12 protein-coding genes are annotated in these 15,805 nt (G+C 46.3%); all 12 read right to left on the bottom strand.

The annotated features are described in order from the left end of the window. Positions 1-65: 65 nt before the first annotated feature. The 12 genes from KHO06_RS08620 to ugpC all read right to left on the bottom strand — a co-directional run bounded on the left by KHO06_RS08620 (position 66) and on the right by ugpC (position 15,772). Positions 66-917, bottom strand: coding sequence for a DmsC/YnfH family molybdoenzyme membrane anchor subunit (locus KHO06_RS08620; protein ID WP_212582430.1), 852 nt, complete (start codon positions 915-917; stop codon positions 66-68). Then, the gene (locus KHO06_RS08615; RefSeq protein WP_005433785.1) at positions 917-1,546 is read right to left on the bottom strand and encodes a DMSO/selenate family reductase complex B subunit; all 630 of its coding nucleotides are present in this window, start codon (positions 1,544-1,546) and stop codon (positions 917-919) included. The genes KHO06_RS08620 and KHO06_RS08615 overlap by 1 nt, the downstream gene beginning before the upstream one ends. Next, complete coding sequence (locus tag KHO06_RS08610) at positions 1,546-3,993, bottom strand: DmsA/YnfE/YnfF family dimethyl sulfoxide reductase (protein WP_212582429.1); 2,448 nt, start codon at positions 3,991-3,993, stop codon at positions 1,546-1,548. Before KHO06_RS08610 ends, KHO06_RS08615 begins: the two co-directional genes overlap by 1 nt. Before the next feature lie 548 nt (positions 3,994-4,541). Beyond that, complete coding sequence (locus KHO06_RS08605; RefSeq protein ID WP_212582428.1) at positions 4,542-6,698, bottom strand: glycoside hydrolase family 3 N-terminal domain-containing protein; 2,157 nt, start codon at positions 6,696-6,698, stop codon at positions 4,542-4,544. A 10-nt stretch (positions 6,699-6,708) separates the two neighbouring features. After that, positions 6,709-7,194: a hypothetical protein gene (locus KHO06_RS08600; protein WP_038889423.1), complete on the bottom strand. Its 486-nt coding sequence runs from the start codon at positions 7,192-7,194 to the stop codon at positions 6,709-6,711. Beyond that, entirely contained in the window at positions 7,194-8,015 is an 822-nt protein-coding gene (locus tag KHO06_RS08595; RefSeq protein ID WP_017188125.1) for a carbohydrate ABC transporter permease, read from the bottom strand. The genes KHO06_RS08600 and KHO06_RS08595 overlap by 1 nt, the downstream gene beginning before the upstream one ends. A gap of 2 nt (positions 8,016-8,017) precedes the next feature. Beyond that, complete coding sequence (locus tag KHO06_RS08590; protein ID WP_230624531.1) at positions 8,018-8,785, bottom strand: sugar ABC transporter permease; 768 nt, start codon at positions 8,783-8,785, stop codon at positions 8,018-8,020. A 130-nt stretch (positions 8,786-8,915) separates the two neighbouring features. Further along, positions 8,916-10,163 carry an extracellular solute-binding protein gene (locus KHO06_RS08585; RefSeq protein WP_212582427.1) on the bottom strand — a complete coding sequence of 416 codons (1,248 nt, stop codon included), beginning with the start codon at positions 10,161-10,163 and terminating at the stop codon, positions 8,916-8,918. 7 nt (positions 10,164-10,170) lie between these two features. After that, positions 10,171-11,160, bottom strand: coding sequence for a LacI family DNA-binding transcriptional regulator (locus tag KHO06_RS08580; protein WP_005433808.1), 990 nt, complete (start codon positions 11,158-11,160; stop codon positions 10,171-10,173). 97 nt (positions 11,161-11,257) lie between these two features. Continuing rightward, positions 11,258-13,669: a cellobiose phosphorylase gene (locus KHO06_RS08575; protein ID WP_244858399.1), complete on the bottom strand. Its 2,412-nt coding sequence runs from the start codon at positions 13,667-13,669 to the stop codon at positions 11,258-11,260. Continuing rightward, positions 13,638-14,630 carry a hypothetical protein gene (locus KHO06_RS26495; RefSeq protein ID WP_244858398.1) on the bottom strand — a complete coding sequence of 331 codons (993 nt, stop codon included), beginning with the start codon at positions 14,628-14,630 and terminating at the stop codon, positions 13,638-13,640. The genes KHO06_RS08575 and KHO06_RS26495 overlap by 32 nt, the downstream gene beginning before the upstream one ends. A 17-nt stretch (positions 14,631-14,647) precedes the next feature. Further along, the gene (ugpC, locus tag KHO06_RS08570) at positions 14,648-15,772 is read right to left on the bottom strand and encodes a sn-glycerol-3-phosphate ABC transporter ATP-binding protein UgpC (protein WP_212582426.1); all 1,125 of its coding nucleotides are present in this window, start codon (positions 15,770-15,772) and stop codon (positions 14,648-14,650) included. Positions 15,773-15,805 lie beyond the last annotated feature (33 nt).

Raw genomic sequence — 15,805 nt, 5'->3', positions numbered from 1 at the left:
TGGAAAAGAGGTGGGACGAACATTCGCCCCACTCTGCTAATTGTTATCAGTACAAATGATGGTTATTAGTACAAACCAGATGTAAAGTGCATGCCGTAGAATACGTTGCGACCCAGAATCTCTGCGACGAACAAGGCAACGAATGCCACAATAACCAGCAAATTCTTCTGACGACCTTCTGCGGTAAACAACTCAGCGAATACCCAAAGAGCAGCAGCAACCACAAGCAACAACACATGACCAGCAACATAGCCAGATAGCATGGTGATTTGATCCAAGCCACTGTGAATCGCCGTTGAGATACCTGCGAAATAAATCGTCTGCATTACTGAGAACGCTAGGTTCAGCGCAATCAAGCTCACACCAGCCCACATTAGGCGACGATTGGTTTTCTCAGCCGTCACGTCCAATACGTTGATAAGCGTGTAACCAAACATCAGACCCGAAGTCACGACCGTGAACCAAAACGCAACCGTTGTCATTGGTGAGTACCATGCTGGTACCGTTTCGATTTGGTAAACATTCGCCATCGCGAACATGAAAATCACGCCAACCGCGATAGACAACCAGTTCACGATTTTGCGAACGCCTTCGCTGCCGATTTTTAGAATCGTTAGCAACCAGTACAAACCCGCTAGAGACAGAAAGCTTGCACCCGTTAAGATCTCGTTAGATAGCGCCGCACTACCAACACGGTTTAATGCGTTGAAGGCACGAAGCGGGCTACCTAAGTGAGTGGTTGAGAACAAGAAACCCAATCCCATTACAACCAAGATAGCGAAACGAGCGACGTTCATACGAGGCTCTGTCACGCGTGGTGGCTTACCGAATTTCTCGAACGCGTTAACCGTTAAGTGCGCGCCAACCGCGGTTTGAGCAAGAACCGTAAAGGCAACTAATGGTGCTTCGTATAACATTATTTCACCTCTCTTGGATTCTGTAGGAAACCAGTGCGGTCATTGGTTGGACGACCATTTGGATTTAGCTTCACGATCAGGTTCGGGCTGGTAATGCGAGAATCTGGCAATGGTGCCACATCCGCGTTTGAACCGTATTTCGCGCGTAGCTCATCAATTGGACCAAACTCAATCGCACGCAATGGACAGCTATCAACACACACTGGCATTAGACCTTCTGCAACACGTTCGTAACAGCCATCACACTTAGTCATGTGACCTTTTTCTTCGCTGTATTGAGGTGCGCCGTATGGGCATGCCATGTGACAAGATTTACAGCCGATACACACGCTTTCATCGACAACGACAAAGCCGTCTTCTTCACGCTTGTGCATTGCACCAGATGGACAAACCTTGGTACACGCTGGGTTAGTACAATGGTTACAAGAGATCGATAGGTAGTACGCGAACACGTTTTGACGGAACGCGCCGTTTTCTTCCGTCCAGTTGCCGCCTACGTATTCGTAAACACGACGGAAGTTGCGGTCGATACCCAGATCTTTGTTGTCTTTACAAGAGAGCTGACATGTTTTGCAGCCAGTACATTTGCTTGAATCAATGTAAAAGCCATACTGCTTCGCTGTGCTCATTATTTAGCCCCCATTTTCTTAATTAGCGTCACTTCAACGAGGTTGGTATGGCTCGGGTTCGATTTTGCCAACGGGCTTGGACGTTGTGTTGTCAGCACGTTGATTGAACCCGCTTGGTCAACACCTTTTGCGTTTGGTGCGTACCATGCGCCCTCACCTAAGCCAACCACATGCGGCATGATGCGTGGGGTTACTTTTACGCGAACGTTCATTTCACCGAACTTGCTGCGCACGCTAACCAAGTCACCGTTATCAATGTTGCGTGACGCTGCATCAATCGGGTTAATCCAAAGTTCCTGTGGTGCCGCTGCTTTTAGGATGTCGACGTTGCCGTACGTAGAGTGCGCACGAGCTTTGTAGTGGAAGCCCGTTAACTGAAGCGGGTACTCTTTACGATCTGGTGAATCCCAGCCGTTGAACGTCGATACGTATTCAGGCAATGGCTTGATGGACTCATCTTCATCCAACTCCCATTCTTCGTTGATCTTCGCTAACGTCTCTGAGTAGATTTCAATCTTGCCCGATGGCGATGGTAGTGGGTTCGCTTCTGGGTCACGACGGAAGTCTTCAAACGCCACATATGGGCGGTCGAATTGCTTCTTGTAGATGCCCTGCTTTCTCATCTCATCGTAAGACGGCAGGTTTGGATCGTTGTTCTGTTTAACGGTCTGAGCGTACATCCACTGTAGCCACTCTTCTTGAGTGCGACCTTCAGTAAACTCATCAAACACGCCCATGCGCTTCGCCACACCAGACATGATGTCGTAGATAGGCTTGCATTCGAAACGAGGTTTAATCGCTTGGCTTGCAAAGATGAAGTAAGGCATTGATGCCGCCGCACCATCCATACAGAAATCCGATTGCTCTGACGTTGTACAGTCTGGCAGTACGATATCGGCATACTTCGCAGAAGAGGTCATGTGGTTGTCGATCACCACAATCATTTCACACGCTTTTTCATCTTGAAGAATGTCGTGTGTGCGGTTGATGTCTGAGTGCTGGTTAATCAGACAGTTACCCGCGTAGTTCCAGATGAACTTGATGTTGTTTTGTAGCTTTTGAACGCCTTTAATGCCGTCAGTAAGATCGGTCATCTCAGTGCCGCGGAAAATCGCGTCTGTCCAAAGGAACATTGGGATGGAAGCGCTGATCGGGTTTGGCACTTTCGGGAAGCGTTGGAATGGGTATGAGTGATTACCCTCACGAGCACCAGTACCACCACCTTGTAGACCAACCTGACCACGAAGCAGAGACAGCATCATGATCGCTTTACACGCTTGCTCACCATTTGCTGAGCGTTGTAAACCCCAACCTTGGGTGATGTAAATGCGTTTTGCATCGCCGATTTCACGCGCAAGTTTCAAAATCACATCAGCCGGAATACCTGTGATTGGCTGAGCCCACTCTGGCGTTTTCTCGATACCATCCGGACCTGTGCCCATGATGTAATCTTTGTAGCTGCCGTTTTCTGGCGCTGACGCTGGCAGAGTTTTGCGCTCGTAACCCACACAGTAACGGTCAAGGAAGTCTTGGTCGACTTTATCTTCGCTAATCAATACATGTGCGATAGCGGCGATCAGTGCAGCGTCAGTACCATGCTTGATTGGTACCCATTGGTCTTCACGACCCGCGGCAGTATCGGTGTAACGAGGGTCGATACAGATCGTACGTGTGTGGCTGATGTTTTTTGCGTCCACGTAGTTATGAACCTGACCACCGCCCGACATACGAGTTTCTGCAGGGTTGTTACCAAACATCAGACAAAGATCTGCGTTTTGTACGTCGTCAATCGAGTTGTTGTCTACCCAAGTGCCGTAGAAGTACTCAGACATACATTCAATGTTCGCTGCTGAGTAGTCACCATAGTGGTTCAGGTAGCCACCACACAGGTTCATCATCCGGGCAACCAACGTCGCGCTTGGATCCCAACTCTTAGTTACCGTACCACCCAAGGTACCCGTACCGTAGTTTAGGTAAACCGCGTCATTACCGTAGTCTTTAATGATGCGTTTTAAATTGTCACCAATGAGGTCAAAGGCTTCATCCCAAGTGATGCGTTTAAACTTACCTTCACCACGTTTACCAACACGAAGAAGTGGGTATTTCAAACGGTCTGGCGAGTAAACACGGCGACGCATAGAGCGACCACGCAAACAAGCACGAACTTGATGGTTGTGGTTATACACATCATCACCCGTGTTATCGGTTTCTACCCATTTGATTTCACCGTCGACCACGTGCATACGAAGCGGACAACGAGAACCACAGTTTACGGTACATGCCGACCAGACAATTTTTTCATTTGGTTTCGCTGGCGTTTCTTTGGCAACCGCTTTAGTTGCAAACGGGAGAGAAAGCGCGTTTCCTGCTAGCGCTAGAGCGCCAAGTGCAGAACCACCCTTTAAAGCATCACGCCGAGTAATATTAAACTTACCATTTTGACTCATGGTTTTTTCCTAAATTACGTTTTTGAATTTGGTAGTGGCGCTTAATTAATGGCTTTAAGTGAGGAAAGAACACTCGTTAGAAATAAAAGACATAGAGATTGTATTTTCAAAATAGGCATTCATTGAAAATATCTAATTTCGCTTTAATTAATACACAAGGCAAATCAAAGCAGCATTTCTATAAAACCATCAATTAAGCTAGACAGCACAAGCCCTGAGCAACTAAGGCATGGCCACCCGCCACTATTAATATCCTTGTAGATTTAAGGGGTGATAATCTTGACCACAGTCAATTATTAAAAAATACAAATTGCAATCTTATATTTCAATTCGACGTTTTATATGAATGAAATATTAATAGGTCAGAGAGGAGTCAATTCAATTAAATATTAGAATGTTTTTTAAATTGAATGGATAATAAATACGAATACAGAAGAATAGAAATAAGAATAATTACCAATTAAATACAAAAATGGCAAGCTTGGTAGCATTGCCATTTTGATTTAAACAACGATGTTATTCTGAACGGTCTAACTCAGCAGTCTTGATTACTTAAGCTGAACCGTAACTTGGCTAGTCGCTAAGCTATCCCCACCGACATACACACCTAATTCTCCCGTTTCGTACATGAAACTGCCCTGCTGACCATAAAACTTCAGTTCATCTGCAGAGACGGTAATCCTAAGCGTTTTTTTCTCGTGCGCGGCAAGCGAACATTTAACAAATGCCTTTAGCTCTCTTTCAGGTCGAGTTGTCGATGATACTTTCCGCGATATGTAACACTGGACTATCTCCTGACCATCGACAGCTGAAGTGTTTTCAATCTCAACATCGACAACCAGATCCTGCCCTTCCCTGATTTCAGGTGTTATGCAGGTGAGATCGTTGTATCTAAACTGCGAGTAACTTAATCCAAATCCAAATGGGTAGAGCGGCGTATCCTTTTCATTTTTGTACGGCATGTACTCTTGATACGCTCTCATTTTACCAATGGTCTTGCGAGCATAATACATCGGGATCTGCCCGGTGCTTCTTGGCACTGTCATGGTCAACTTACCGCTTGGGTTTCGATGCCCAAACAGTAAATTACCCAATGCAGCCCCTACCTCAGTACCACTCTGCCACGCATAAACAAGTGCATTGGCATATTGCTCAGTCTTCGGTGATGGCACCGGTCGACCGGTACACTGCACGACAACGAGTGGCTTACCAGTTTGCCCAATCGCTTCAATCAATTCTTCTTGGCCAGGAGGTAAAACAAGCTCTGCAACATTCCTCGCCTCACCGGTTCTACGATGACTCTCACCAACACACAAAACCACCACATCAGCACGATGCGCGCACTCCACCATATCATCACTGAATGCATCGGAATCCGTCAAAATAACGTTTTCCGGTGCCGCAGACTCAATACCTTTTGCTATCGAAATAACATCATTTGCTTTGCCATCCAAACACCAAGAACCCAGATGCTGTCGCTGCGAATGTGCATGAGGACCAATAACCGCAACCTTTAGTCCTTGAGTTGAGAGAGGCAGTAAACTGGACTCATTTTTGAGTAACACCATGCTCTCTTCGGCAAGTTGCTCCGCTTTCTGTTTGTGGCTTTGTTTCCCAAGCACCGTTGTATGTTTTTCCGGATCAACATAAGGCTGTTCAAATAGCCCGGCTCGAAACTTAGTCAGTAAGACTCGATACACCGCTTCATCGATCCACTCAGCAGCCTCTGGCTGACGTTGGATGACTTCTTCAAGCGTGTCTTCATACGCTTCATTCGTCATTGCCATGTCTACACCGGCTCCCAAAGCTTGTAATGCTGCATCGCTCGGGTCTTTTGCCACACGGAAGTAGGCTAAGTCAGAAATCGAACCCCAATCGCTCACCACCATGCCATCAAAACGCTGCTCTTCTTTAAGCCAGTTTCTGATCAATGGTTGAGAGCCGGTCACCGGAGTACCACCAAGGTCATTAAACCCTGACATCACGGTTGCTACACCTGCTTTCACAGCCGCAGAAAATGGAGGTAGATGAACGTTGTGTAATGTATTTAGGCTTAACTCAGTCGTATCGTAGTCTCGCCCACCTTCTGATGCACCATAGCCGACAAAATGCTTCGCACACGCTACAAGCTTGTCAGGGTGAGCAGGGTCATCACCTTGAAAACCATTAATCACCGCTCGAGCAAACTGACTGGTTAAGTACGGGTCTTCACCAGAGCTTTCAATGACCCTGCCCCAACGAGGGTCACGGACAATATCCAGCATCGGAGCAAACGTCCAATTGATGCCTAAAGAGGCGGCTTCCGCGGCAATACATCCATAGGCCTCTTCAACTAAATTGGGGTTCCACGAACACGACTGAGCAAGCGGTATTGGTAACACCGTCTTTTGCCCGTAGATCACATCGCGGGCAAAGATAATAGGAATACCGAGACGGCTCTCTTCAACGGCGACTTTTTGGATTTCATTGAGCTGATGCGGATCGACCGATTCACCCGGCGCATTGCCGGCCCATGCGGTATCGGCAAGAATACGCGAACCATAAGCGCCTTTTGCCACCTTGTTAAGGTAGTCCGATTTGTTTTGTTCATACTCAAGCATTGGAGACTGGCAGAGTTGGCCGATCTTTTCCTCTAGTGTCATGTGTGACAACAAGTCTTGCGCTCTGTCTTCACATGTTGCTGAGGTGTCTTTGTATAATGTCATCCGCTACTACCTATATCTCTCTTTGTTTGTAACGTGGGAAAGCTTCGCTCAGAAACTCCGTCATCTCTTCGTACAAGGCAATATCACCAGATTGCTTCGCCAAGAACCTCAACTGATCCGCCGCGGTAGGTACATAACGTGAATCGAGCTGAACGTATATCTCGATGAATTCCATCAGTTGTTGCTTGTTTAATTGCTCAATGATCTGCTTGGGCTTTTCCAAAGATTGATAATAAGCATCGGGTCTTGGACCCAAAGTCGAGCTGCGCCAAGTATCAAGTACCTGTTGGTAGCCGCCAAAGTATTCGTCTTCAATTCTCAACTCTAACTTGTTCATCCCTTTTAAAGCGGTGATCAAATTTCCTTTCGAATACTGTTCCTCTGCATAAGCGAAGTACTTCTCTGAGAGAGAATACGCCTTCATCCACGCAGAACCGTAAGCGATGAGGATGACAGACACGAGTGCAAGGAATTTCATTCTTGTAGACACTTTCATTACTTCACTCCTACCCCAGTAAATGCCTTAATAAAGTTCTTCTGAAGACAGAAGAAGACAATGACAACAGGCACCGCAATCATGGTCGTCATGGCCCACAGTTGCTCTAGGTTGGTTCCCGGAACTTCTGTTTTGAAGTTGTACAGTGCTAATTGGAGCGTCATTAACGAATCATCTCGAACGTACAGCAGTGGCCCCATGAAATCGTTCCAAGCGCCCATGAAAGTTAATATACCGACGGTCGCGAGCGCTGGTCGCATCATAGGAAGAATGATCTTGAAGAAGATACGAAGTTCGCTTGCACCATCGATTCGAGCGGCTTCCAAATATGCGTTATCGATCTGCTTCATAAATTGCACCATCAGGAAGATGTTGTAAGCACTGATCGCCCCCGGAATGATTAACACACGATACGTATTAATCCAGTTCCACTCGTACATCATCATGTAGGTTGGAATGGTGAACAAAATCGCTGGAATCATCATCGAGCCCAGAATTACCTTAAGCCAGAACTCGCGCCCCGGTAGGTTTGTCTTCACAATCGAATAGGCCACCATGGAAGAAAACAGCGTGTTTAAGAAAGTCACCGTTACCGAGATAAAAATCGTATTGAAGAACACTCTTCCTAAGTTGACCGAATCAAACACCTTGATGTAACCAGCGAAAGACCACTCTTTCGGCAAGCTATTTGGGCTGTGCATGATTTCTGGCCCAGTTTTAAAAGAGTTGATCACCATGTAAAAGAACGGATACAACACGATAATAGCGGCAACGAAAAGTGTGCCATAAATAAGTAAGTTTCTTTTTCTATCAGCGTTCATGATTAATCTTCCTTACTGGTGATCTTTAACTGCATCATGGTCAGCAGGTAAATAACGCAAGCGAGCATCAGGCCAATGGTTGAGGCTTCACCCATCTTCATTTGCTCGAAGCCAGTTTGGTAAAGGTATAGAACCGGAGTCAGTGCCGATTGATACGGCCCGCCATTCAAATCAAAGTTCATGAACACTTCTATAAACATCTGTAAACCGTTGATAATGTTCATGGTCATAACAAAAATGATTTGTGGCATGATCATCGGTAGCGTGATTTTCTTAGTTTTTCGCCACCACGACGCACCATCAATATCTGCCGCTTCAAACAAAGACTTGTCGATACTCGCAATACCACCGAGGAAGATGATCATTTGAACACCAAACCACTTCCATGCGCTAAATACAGCGATGATTGGCATTGGTAACCACTCTTCAAACTTCCAGAACACGGGCTCAGACAGCAAACTACTGCTCACCATGGTGTTTTGGATCGGCCCTGATGGCCCAGAAACAAAGTCGAAGATGATCATTGCAACGGTAATGGACGTCACAACCGGAATAAACATGATGGTTCTGAATAAGCTCGATAGAAATTTGATTTCATTGAGCAGCAGAGCGAGCCCCAGACCAATCACAAAACTCAATGAGACAAAGATGACTTGGTTAAACACCACGTTAAACAGTGACTTCCAGAACAGGAAATCGGTCACAACGGTAATCCAGTTCGTTAATCCGATGAACTTGGTGTTTTCTGGCATTAAGATATTGACGCTCAAAAAACTACTTTCAAAAGATAGAAAGAACGGATAAATCAAAAAGACGGCGAAATACACTATCCAAGGAGCGAGGAATAGGTAGCCTGTTATGAGGTTATTTTTTTTCATAGTTCCACTTAGACCTATCACGTTATTCATGGATTAACTGTTCGGCTTGCTTGGTCGCAGCTTCTACGGCTTCTTCAGGCGACAAATCTTGCTTAACGACCGCCTTTGAGTATTGCTCTAGAATGATGCTCGCCATATCTGAAGCCAGTGCAAACGGCTCGTTTAGCTTCGCATTTGGCAGTTGTTCAACAAACGGTTTCGCTTCAGGCGTGTTGTAATACGGTCTCTCTTTCAGGGCAGAAAGAGTCGGTAATTGCCCTAGCGCCATGTTCGCTTTGTGGTTGAACTCCTCTTCCATCATCAGCTGCAAAAACGCCCAAGATAGTTGCTCTTTCTCGACGCTATTTTTGAAGATCATCAACGCCCGACCATCCAAAGTGGAGTAAGACGTCGCGCCTTCTTTTAGGGTTGGGATCGGTGCTAAGCCAACATCCTCACCCACCACCATAGGCTTGCCTGCTGCTTCGGTCAGGTTCGCTTTCCAGCCAAAACCGAACTGTGGCCACATGCCAATGGTGCGAGAGAAAAAGTTCTTCTCCATCGTAAGTGGTGCAAACTGCTGGGCTTTCGCCATGGTTTCAAAAAAGAGTGCCAGCTGAGCTTCTTCTTTGTCGAAGACAGGATTAGTGCCGAAACGGTTAAGCAAGCCGTACTGACCGTCATTAAAGTTGTAATACATTTGGGCTAGCATGCTCCAGTACCAACTTCCCCATGACAGCGCTTCATTCCAGAAAACCGTGCCATAAACAGGGCTTCCGTCAGCACGCGGTGGAAGTTGGCTGATCTTCTCAGCTGCATGTAAAAACTCGTCCCACGTTTTTGGTGGATTCTCCGGATCTAACCCCGCTTCAACAAACAACTCTTTGTTGTACAACATGAGCGTTGTTGTCGCATTCCATGGAATGTAATAGCTACGACCATAGTTTTTTTCCATGAATACTGGATCGATCCGTTCAGCAAGCTCTTCAAAGCCATCGAACTGCTCAAGGTAGGCAAGCTTGCCCATTTTGGCGTATTTGGCAGGCTGGTAACCAAATACCCCTGCATAAAGGTTTGGAACGTCCCCCGCAGCCATACGGGTTTCAAGGTTGTCATCGTTGGATACCACGACATCAACCTCTGGGTATCGTTTTTTGAACTCAGGAACAAGCTCGGAGCGGACAAAGTCCATGTAGTTCCCAACCGGGGTCATGACTTCAATTCGGGTATTTTCTGCGAGCGTTACTTGCGAACTCAGCGCAAGCACACATCCAATCAACCACTTTTTCATAACTATCCTACAGAGTTTCACGTAAAATTAATGACGTTGGCAAAATCGTTAATGCCTTTAGGCTTTCCGGCTTTTCATCAAGCGCGCTGATCAAGGTTGATGCAGCCAGTTCTCCCATCCCCTCTTTTTCGTGGGTTATCGTGGACAAACTCGGGATCATTAACTCTGCCATTCGTATATCGTCAAAACCGACGAGCTTCATTTCTGAAGGGATGTCTATGCCATATCGTTTCGCCGCGCGAATAATGCCAATCGCCATCTCATCGTTGGCGGCAAATACTGCATCCGGTCTTCTTCCTTGTTCGAACAACTCACTCATTTGCTTGTAGGCAGTCTTTTCTGTGAAATCGCTACGAATCAAATGATGATTGCGAACAGGAATGTTGAAATAACCCAATGCGGAGATATAGCCATCCAGTCGTTTCTGACTGTCATAGGAGTCATCAGGACCAGTAAAAAAGTAGATGTCCTGACATCCTTTCAGCACCAACTCTTTAGTCGCACTAAACGCACCACCAAAGTTATCAATCAAGATGTTGTAGATATGAGGAGCGGTGAGCTCTCGGTCTAAGACGACCATTGGAAAGTCAGGGCCAGCAACAGAAGCTAGGAAGTCACTATCGAATGAGTTGGTCAGAATAATGGCACCATCCACCACACGATCACGGATGTATTTGTGCGCGGTTGAGTTTTCATTACCGTACATACTACAGGCAACCAAATCGTAGCCTTTTTGATGGCATACCTTTTCGATACCTTTGACTAACTCGCTGTAAATAGGACCAAACCAGTAGTTCAAAAACAGTCCTACTGCGTAGCTTCGGCGCTGCTTAAGTTGCTTAGCATTCGTATTAGCCACGTAGTTCATTTCATTCGCAATATTAAGGACATGCTGTCGTGTTTTTTCACTGACACGATTGCAGCCATTCATTGCGTACGATACCGTCGCAATAGAAACATTGGCTTTTTTCGCTACATCTTTAATGGTCACTTTCATTGACGTCTTTTCCTTTTGAGGCTTACCACTCTCACTTCCAACACTTGGTTTACTTCACGTCGGTTTATAAGGGCTCCATTACAGAGCCCTATTGGGTTTAGAGTGTGATATACAGAGTGTTATTTTCACTCTCCAATCGTGTCTCTAGCCATTTGCGCGAGATACGTGCTCCGCCAGTGCGGTAGCGGTTTTCCGACAATTCAAACGGAACCACTTCACCGTTCAGGGTGATCGCTTTCGGTGTATGCATCGCTTCTTGTAAATCAATCACTAACTTGACTGGTTTGCCATCAAGCTCGAACTGAACATTGGCTTGCCCAACGCGTGGGGAGATAACCGGATCCAGTGTTAAATCGTTCTCAGAGAAACGGACACCAAATACGTTAGTGATCAACTGGTTGACATAGATACCCGGACCGCTTGAATAAATGCGCCAACCGCCCTTCACTGCCACTTCACCCGCTTTAACTTTGCCAAAGTTGTCATAAGCCGTCGGTCGGTCGTTAAACTTCGCGTCCGAGCTTGAGAAGTACGCGTTTGATTGACGTAGTTCTGCATTCGGCACATGATCTTGGATGCCAACAGGGATGATTTTGTACAGGTTATCGAATACCGCTTCGGCATCGCCTAGCTTACATAACGCTTCGATAAATCGAATATGAGCGTGACAATATTGCAGGCCAACTTCACGGCCTAGGTTTGCGGCAAGCTCAGCGCGTTTGAAGTAGCTTTGTTTACCCGCTTTGTATTCAGCCATCTTGTCCATCAAGCGAACACCATCAGGGTGCACAAGGTTTTCCTTAATGATCGCCATGTGCGACTGAGCCATTTCAGGCGTAAATACTTCTGAGATGATGGAGCGGCTTGCTGGCAGTAAGCGGTAGTTGATGCCCGTTTTATCGTCAGAAGGATGCAGTAGATGCTCGATCTGCTTAACGCCACCTTGCTCATCACGGTCAAAATGGATAAAGCCCGCGATCACATCATCTTTGATTAAATAATGGTGATAGTCGTGCTCCATTTTCTCAGCAAGATCAGTTAGGGTGGCTGAGAAATCGAGATGCTCAGAGCCCTGTAGTGCTTTTGCCATTGCCTTCAACGTTTGCAGGGTCAGAGGAATCGTCCAACCACTTACCATGTTTTCTCGTAGAGATTGATTCGCCGGCTGCAGCGTGTCGTCCCAATCGCCATCGCCATAACAAGACAACGACGTACCAGGGACAAGGTTATCAAGCATGTGTTGAACCTGGCGCTGAACGTGATGCATAAGTGAGTACGTCTGCCCCGTTCTTTCGAACCCTGCCTCTGCGAGTGTATATGGAAGCTCAACATTCAGGATGCTGACATCGCCAGTCGTGTTGATGTAATCAGCCAGTGCTTTTAGCGGCCAAACCACGATATCGCCATGCGCATCTTCCTGCTGGATTTTGGCGTAGTGATCGAACATAAACCACTGAGGCCAAGTGCCTGTCTCAAGGTATTGGTGGCGATAAATCTCTTGCAATACCGCTTTCGCTTTGCCGTATTCTTGCATCGACATAAAGAGCTCAAATGGCCCCTGCGATACGTCACGAGTGCCCCATGCCGCGCCTGAGTACTGCTCTAGACCGTGCGGTGTCGAGTAGTGCACAAGTGCGTTGTGAGTAAACCAATCTAAACAAGTATTGATGCGCTGACTGTTAAGTGAATCTTGGCTAAAGTCGACTTTAAAGCCTTTTGTCAGAGTTTGAATACCTTGTTGGTATTGTTGCTTCTCGACGTCAAAGTCGATGAACTGCGCTGTTGTGTCTAACTCACCAGTTTGGCCACCAATCGCAATAGATACTGCGTTGTCTAATGTTGCTTTAAGGACTAAGAACTCGGCAGACTCGCTTTCAGCACGGGTAATGACCTCTGCTTCCACATCAGTACCAGATACTGAGATTCCGTAACTTAGTTCTGGCATGAACTGATCAATCAGCTCGTCATTGCCCGTAATCGTGAAGAGATCGCCTTGACGTTCAATAGTCACCTTCCCCTCACCTTCGTTGTTTCCAAAAACAAGCTGGTGCGAGACTTTGATTTCAAGCGGTGCTTCTATGCCATGCTTTTTGATTTCAAGTTGGATGACTGGGCTTTGAGCGCTCGAAAACGACAAGATTTCAAGGTAACCGCCAAATAGCTTATAAATCCAACGCGAGTAGTTTTGGCCAGTTTCGTACGCTGAAGGCATGCCTAGAGCTTGGAATGCATTATCGACTTTAACCCAGATACGTTGGCCGGCATGCGTAAATTGGTTAAGTGGGTTGCGGCACACCCCCAACAACTTGTTAAACGACGTATTTCCTAGAGTCAGTTGCGAGTTGAACACACCACCAATGTAGTGCGTCGAGCTCATGATCAACTGCTGATAATCTTGGTTATTACCAGAAGCAATAACGTGACCTGTCATACGTTCTAGGTGTTTTTCCTTCTCAGGCAACGTCACGTAATGATTGTCACCATAAAAAAAACGACAATAGCTCACCATCTTTGGTATCCACAAATGAACGTTCAGCACTGAAGAACTGTTCGATTTCAGTTTCAGAAAGCTTTTCACCCATCAAGTACGCAGACTTTGGCTTATGACAGTGGCTCAATGGTTGACGCTGTGCCTCATCGCTAGTTGGTAATGCTGCGAGTAAATCTGTAACCGTTTCAATAGTTAGCGGCTGTCCTGTATTGGATTCCGGACAATGTGGCGTGACAACGCCATAGAAAACGACAGATTCCACTTCATTTTTATTCAGAGCAAAAGCCTCGCTTTGAAGCGCAACATAGCCCATTTCATACTGGTACTTTTCGTTCGCTAAAGTGTCTGAACGCAGTGCAACGGCTTCGCCCGTCAACTTGTATTCTTTACCAAAGAACTGGAAGCCATCCGTGCTGTAGCCCGTTACTGGAGATAACGAGCCAATTTGAATGCGAGGGTTGCCCGTTGATTGAGGCAAGTTTTGGCGGCTGCACACCACGTACCCCTGCTCACCTTCAAAGATTTGGTGGTCTAAATATTGAGAACAGTACAACTCATTCGTTTTGACTGCTCCTTCCTCTGCCAAGCCAACATCTTGACCATAAATCAGGTCAAAGCTCAGAGTCTCAGAAGAGAGGTTCGTTACGTTAACTTCATAGAAGTAGGCGCTTGTTCCCGCTTTTAAAGTGACGGTTGCTTCTAGTTCATCTGTTGTTGTCACCCACTGCAGTGAGCCATCCGCCTGCTTAAACGTTTCAATATTGTTATTAAAAAAAAGCAACGGCGTAACTTTGAATTCACCGTTACTTTTAACACGAAGAAATACATTCGAGATTGCCATTTCTGATTCTGGCGTATCGAACAAAGACACCATAAGACGACCACTGCGAATTGCGCCTAGCACGCCATCTGAGTTGAACGTGATATTTAGGCTTTCGTCGCCAACGTTCATTTGTGGTCCTGGTTGAATGTGGTGCATAAAGCTTTACTCCAAACTTATTTTGAATCTGTGTAGTGGATATTTTCTTGAGAGGCATCGTCGAATACGTGACACTTTTCGACTTGCAGTTGGATGTGGCAATGGCTTCCTACTTCAGGGGTTTTCTCTGTATCGAGCAGCTTACAAACCATTGCTTTATCGAAAATGTTTACATGTAAGTAGACTTCAGAACCGAGCTCTTCTTTCGCTTCTACTTTTGCTGGTAGCGTATGTTGATTAGCTTGTTCAGCAACGGAAAGATGCTCTGGACGAATGCCTAGGTGGATACGGTGCCCCACCCACTCAACCGCCTTTTCTTGGTGAGCTTTTGATAGTGCAATGGTGTGTTCATTGAGTTGCGCGCACAACACGCCATTTTGTTCAACGAGCGTGCCTTCCAGCATGTTCATCGCTGGCGATCCAATAAACTCAGCAACAAACTTGTTTTTTGGCTGATGGTATACGTTCATTGGTGTATCAACTTGCATGATACGACCTTGGTTAAGAATGCAGACTCGATCGCCCATCGTCATCGCTTCAACCTGATCGTGGGTCACATAAATCATGGTGGCGGGTTTGCCCGATTCTTGTAGCTGGCTGTGCAAGCGAGTAATGCGACGACGCATTGATACACGCAGTTTCGCGTCTAGGTTTGAGAGAGGTTCATCAAAAAGGAAAACATCTGGGTTTCTCACCATTGCGCGGCCAAGCGCGACTCGCTGACGTTGACCGCCTGACATCTGCTTAGGTTTGCGATCCAACAACTCTGTGATTTCCAAAAGCTCAGCTGCTTTAGCCACTCGTTGCTCTATCTCTGCTTTTGGTTTCTTTGCGGTCTCTAAGCCAAAAGCCAAGTTTTCATAGGTCGTCATGTGCGGATACAGTGCATAGTTTTGAAACACCATTGCAATACCACGATCTTTCGGAGGCAAGTCATTACACTTGCGGTCCCCGATAATGAGCTGACCATCAGTGATGCTTTCTAAACCCGCAACCATTCGCAACATGGTGGATTTAGCGCAACCTGATGGTCCAACAAGCACCATGAATTCGCCATCTTTAATGTCTAAACTGACATCGTGAATAGCGTGGAAGCCGTTGTCATAGACCTTATTTACGTTTTCTAGCGTTACTTTCGCCATGATTCTGCATTCCTATTTCTAAATGCGTTCACT

The sequence above is a fragment of the Vibrio sp. B1FIG11 genome, assembly GCF_905175335.1.
Classification (GTDB): domain Bacteria; phylum Pseudomonadota; class Gammaproteobacteria; order Enterobacterales; family Vibrionaceae; genus Vibrio; species Vibrio campbellii.
Note: the sequence above shows the minus strand (reverse complement) of the source record. Positions and strands in the feature narration are given on the sequence as shown.

Excerpts from the sequence above, each read along its gene's own strand:
- KHO06_RS08575 (WP_244858399.1), bottom strand. The coding sequence starts at position 13,669 with ATGGTGAGCTATTGTCGTTTTTTTTATGGTGACAATCATTACGTGACG.
- KHO06_RS26495 (WP_244858398.1), bottom strand. The coding sequence starts at position 14,630 with ATGCACCACATTCAACCAGGACCACAAATGAACGTTGGCGACGAAAGC.
- KHO06_RS08585 (WP_212582427.1), bottom strand. The coding sequence starts at position 10,163 with ATGAAAAAGTGGTTGATTGGATGTGTGCTTGCGCTGAGTTCGCAAGTA.
- ugpC (WP_212582426.1), bottom strand. The coding sequence starts at position 15,772 with ATGGCGAAAGTAACGCTAGAAAACGTAAATAAGGTCTATGACAACGGC.
- KHO06_RS08610 (WP_212582429.1), bottom strand. The coding sequence starts at position 3,993 with ATGAGTCAAAATGGTAAGTTTAATATTACTCGGCGTGATGCTTTAAAG.
- KHO06_RS08595 (WP_017188125.1), bottom strand. The coding sequence starts at position 8,015 with ATGAACGCTGATAGAAAAAGAAACTTACTTATTTATGGCACACTTTTC.
- KHO06_RS08620 (WP_212582430.1), bottom strand. The coding sequence starts at position 917 with ATGTTATACGAAGCACCATTAGTTGCCTTTACGGTTCTTGCTCAAACC.
- KHO06_RS08605 (WP_212582428.1), bottom strand. The coding sequence starts at position 6,698 with ATGACATTATACAAAGACACCTCAGCAACATGTGAAGACAGAGCGCAA.
- KHO06_RS08580 (WP_005433808.1), bottom strand. The coding sequence starts at position 11,160 with ATGAAAGTGACCATTAAAGATGTAGCGAAAAAAGCCAATGTTTCTATT.
- KHO06_RS08600 (WP_038889423.1), bottom strand. The coding sequence starts at position 7,194 with ATGAAAGTGTCTACAAGAATGAAATTCCTTGCACTCGTGTCTGTCATC.
- KHO06_RS08615 (WP_005433785.1), bottom strand. The coding sequence starts at position 1,546 with ATGAGCACAGCGAAGCAGTATGGCTTTTACATTGATTCAAGCAAATGT.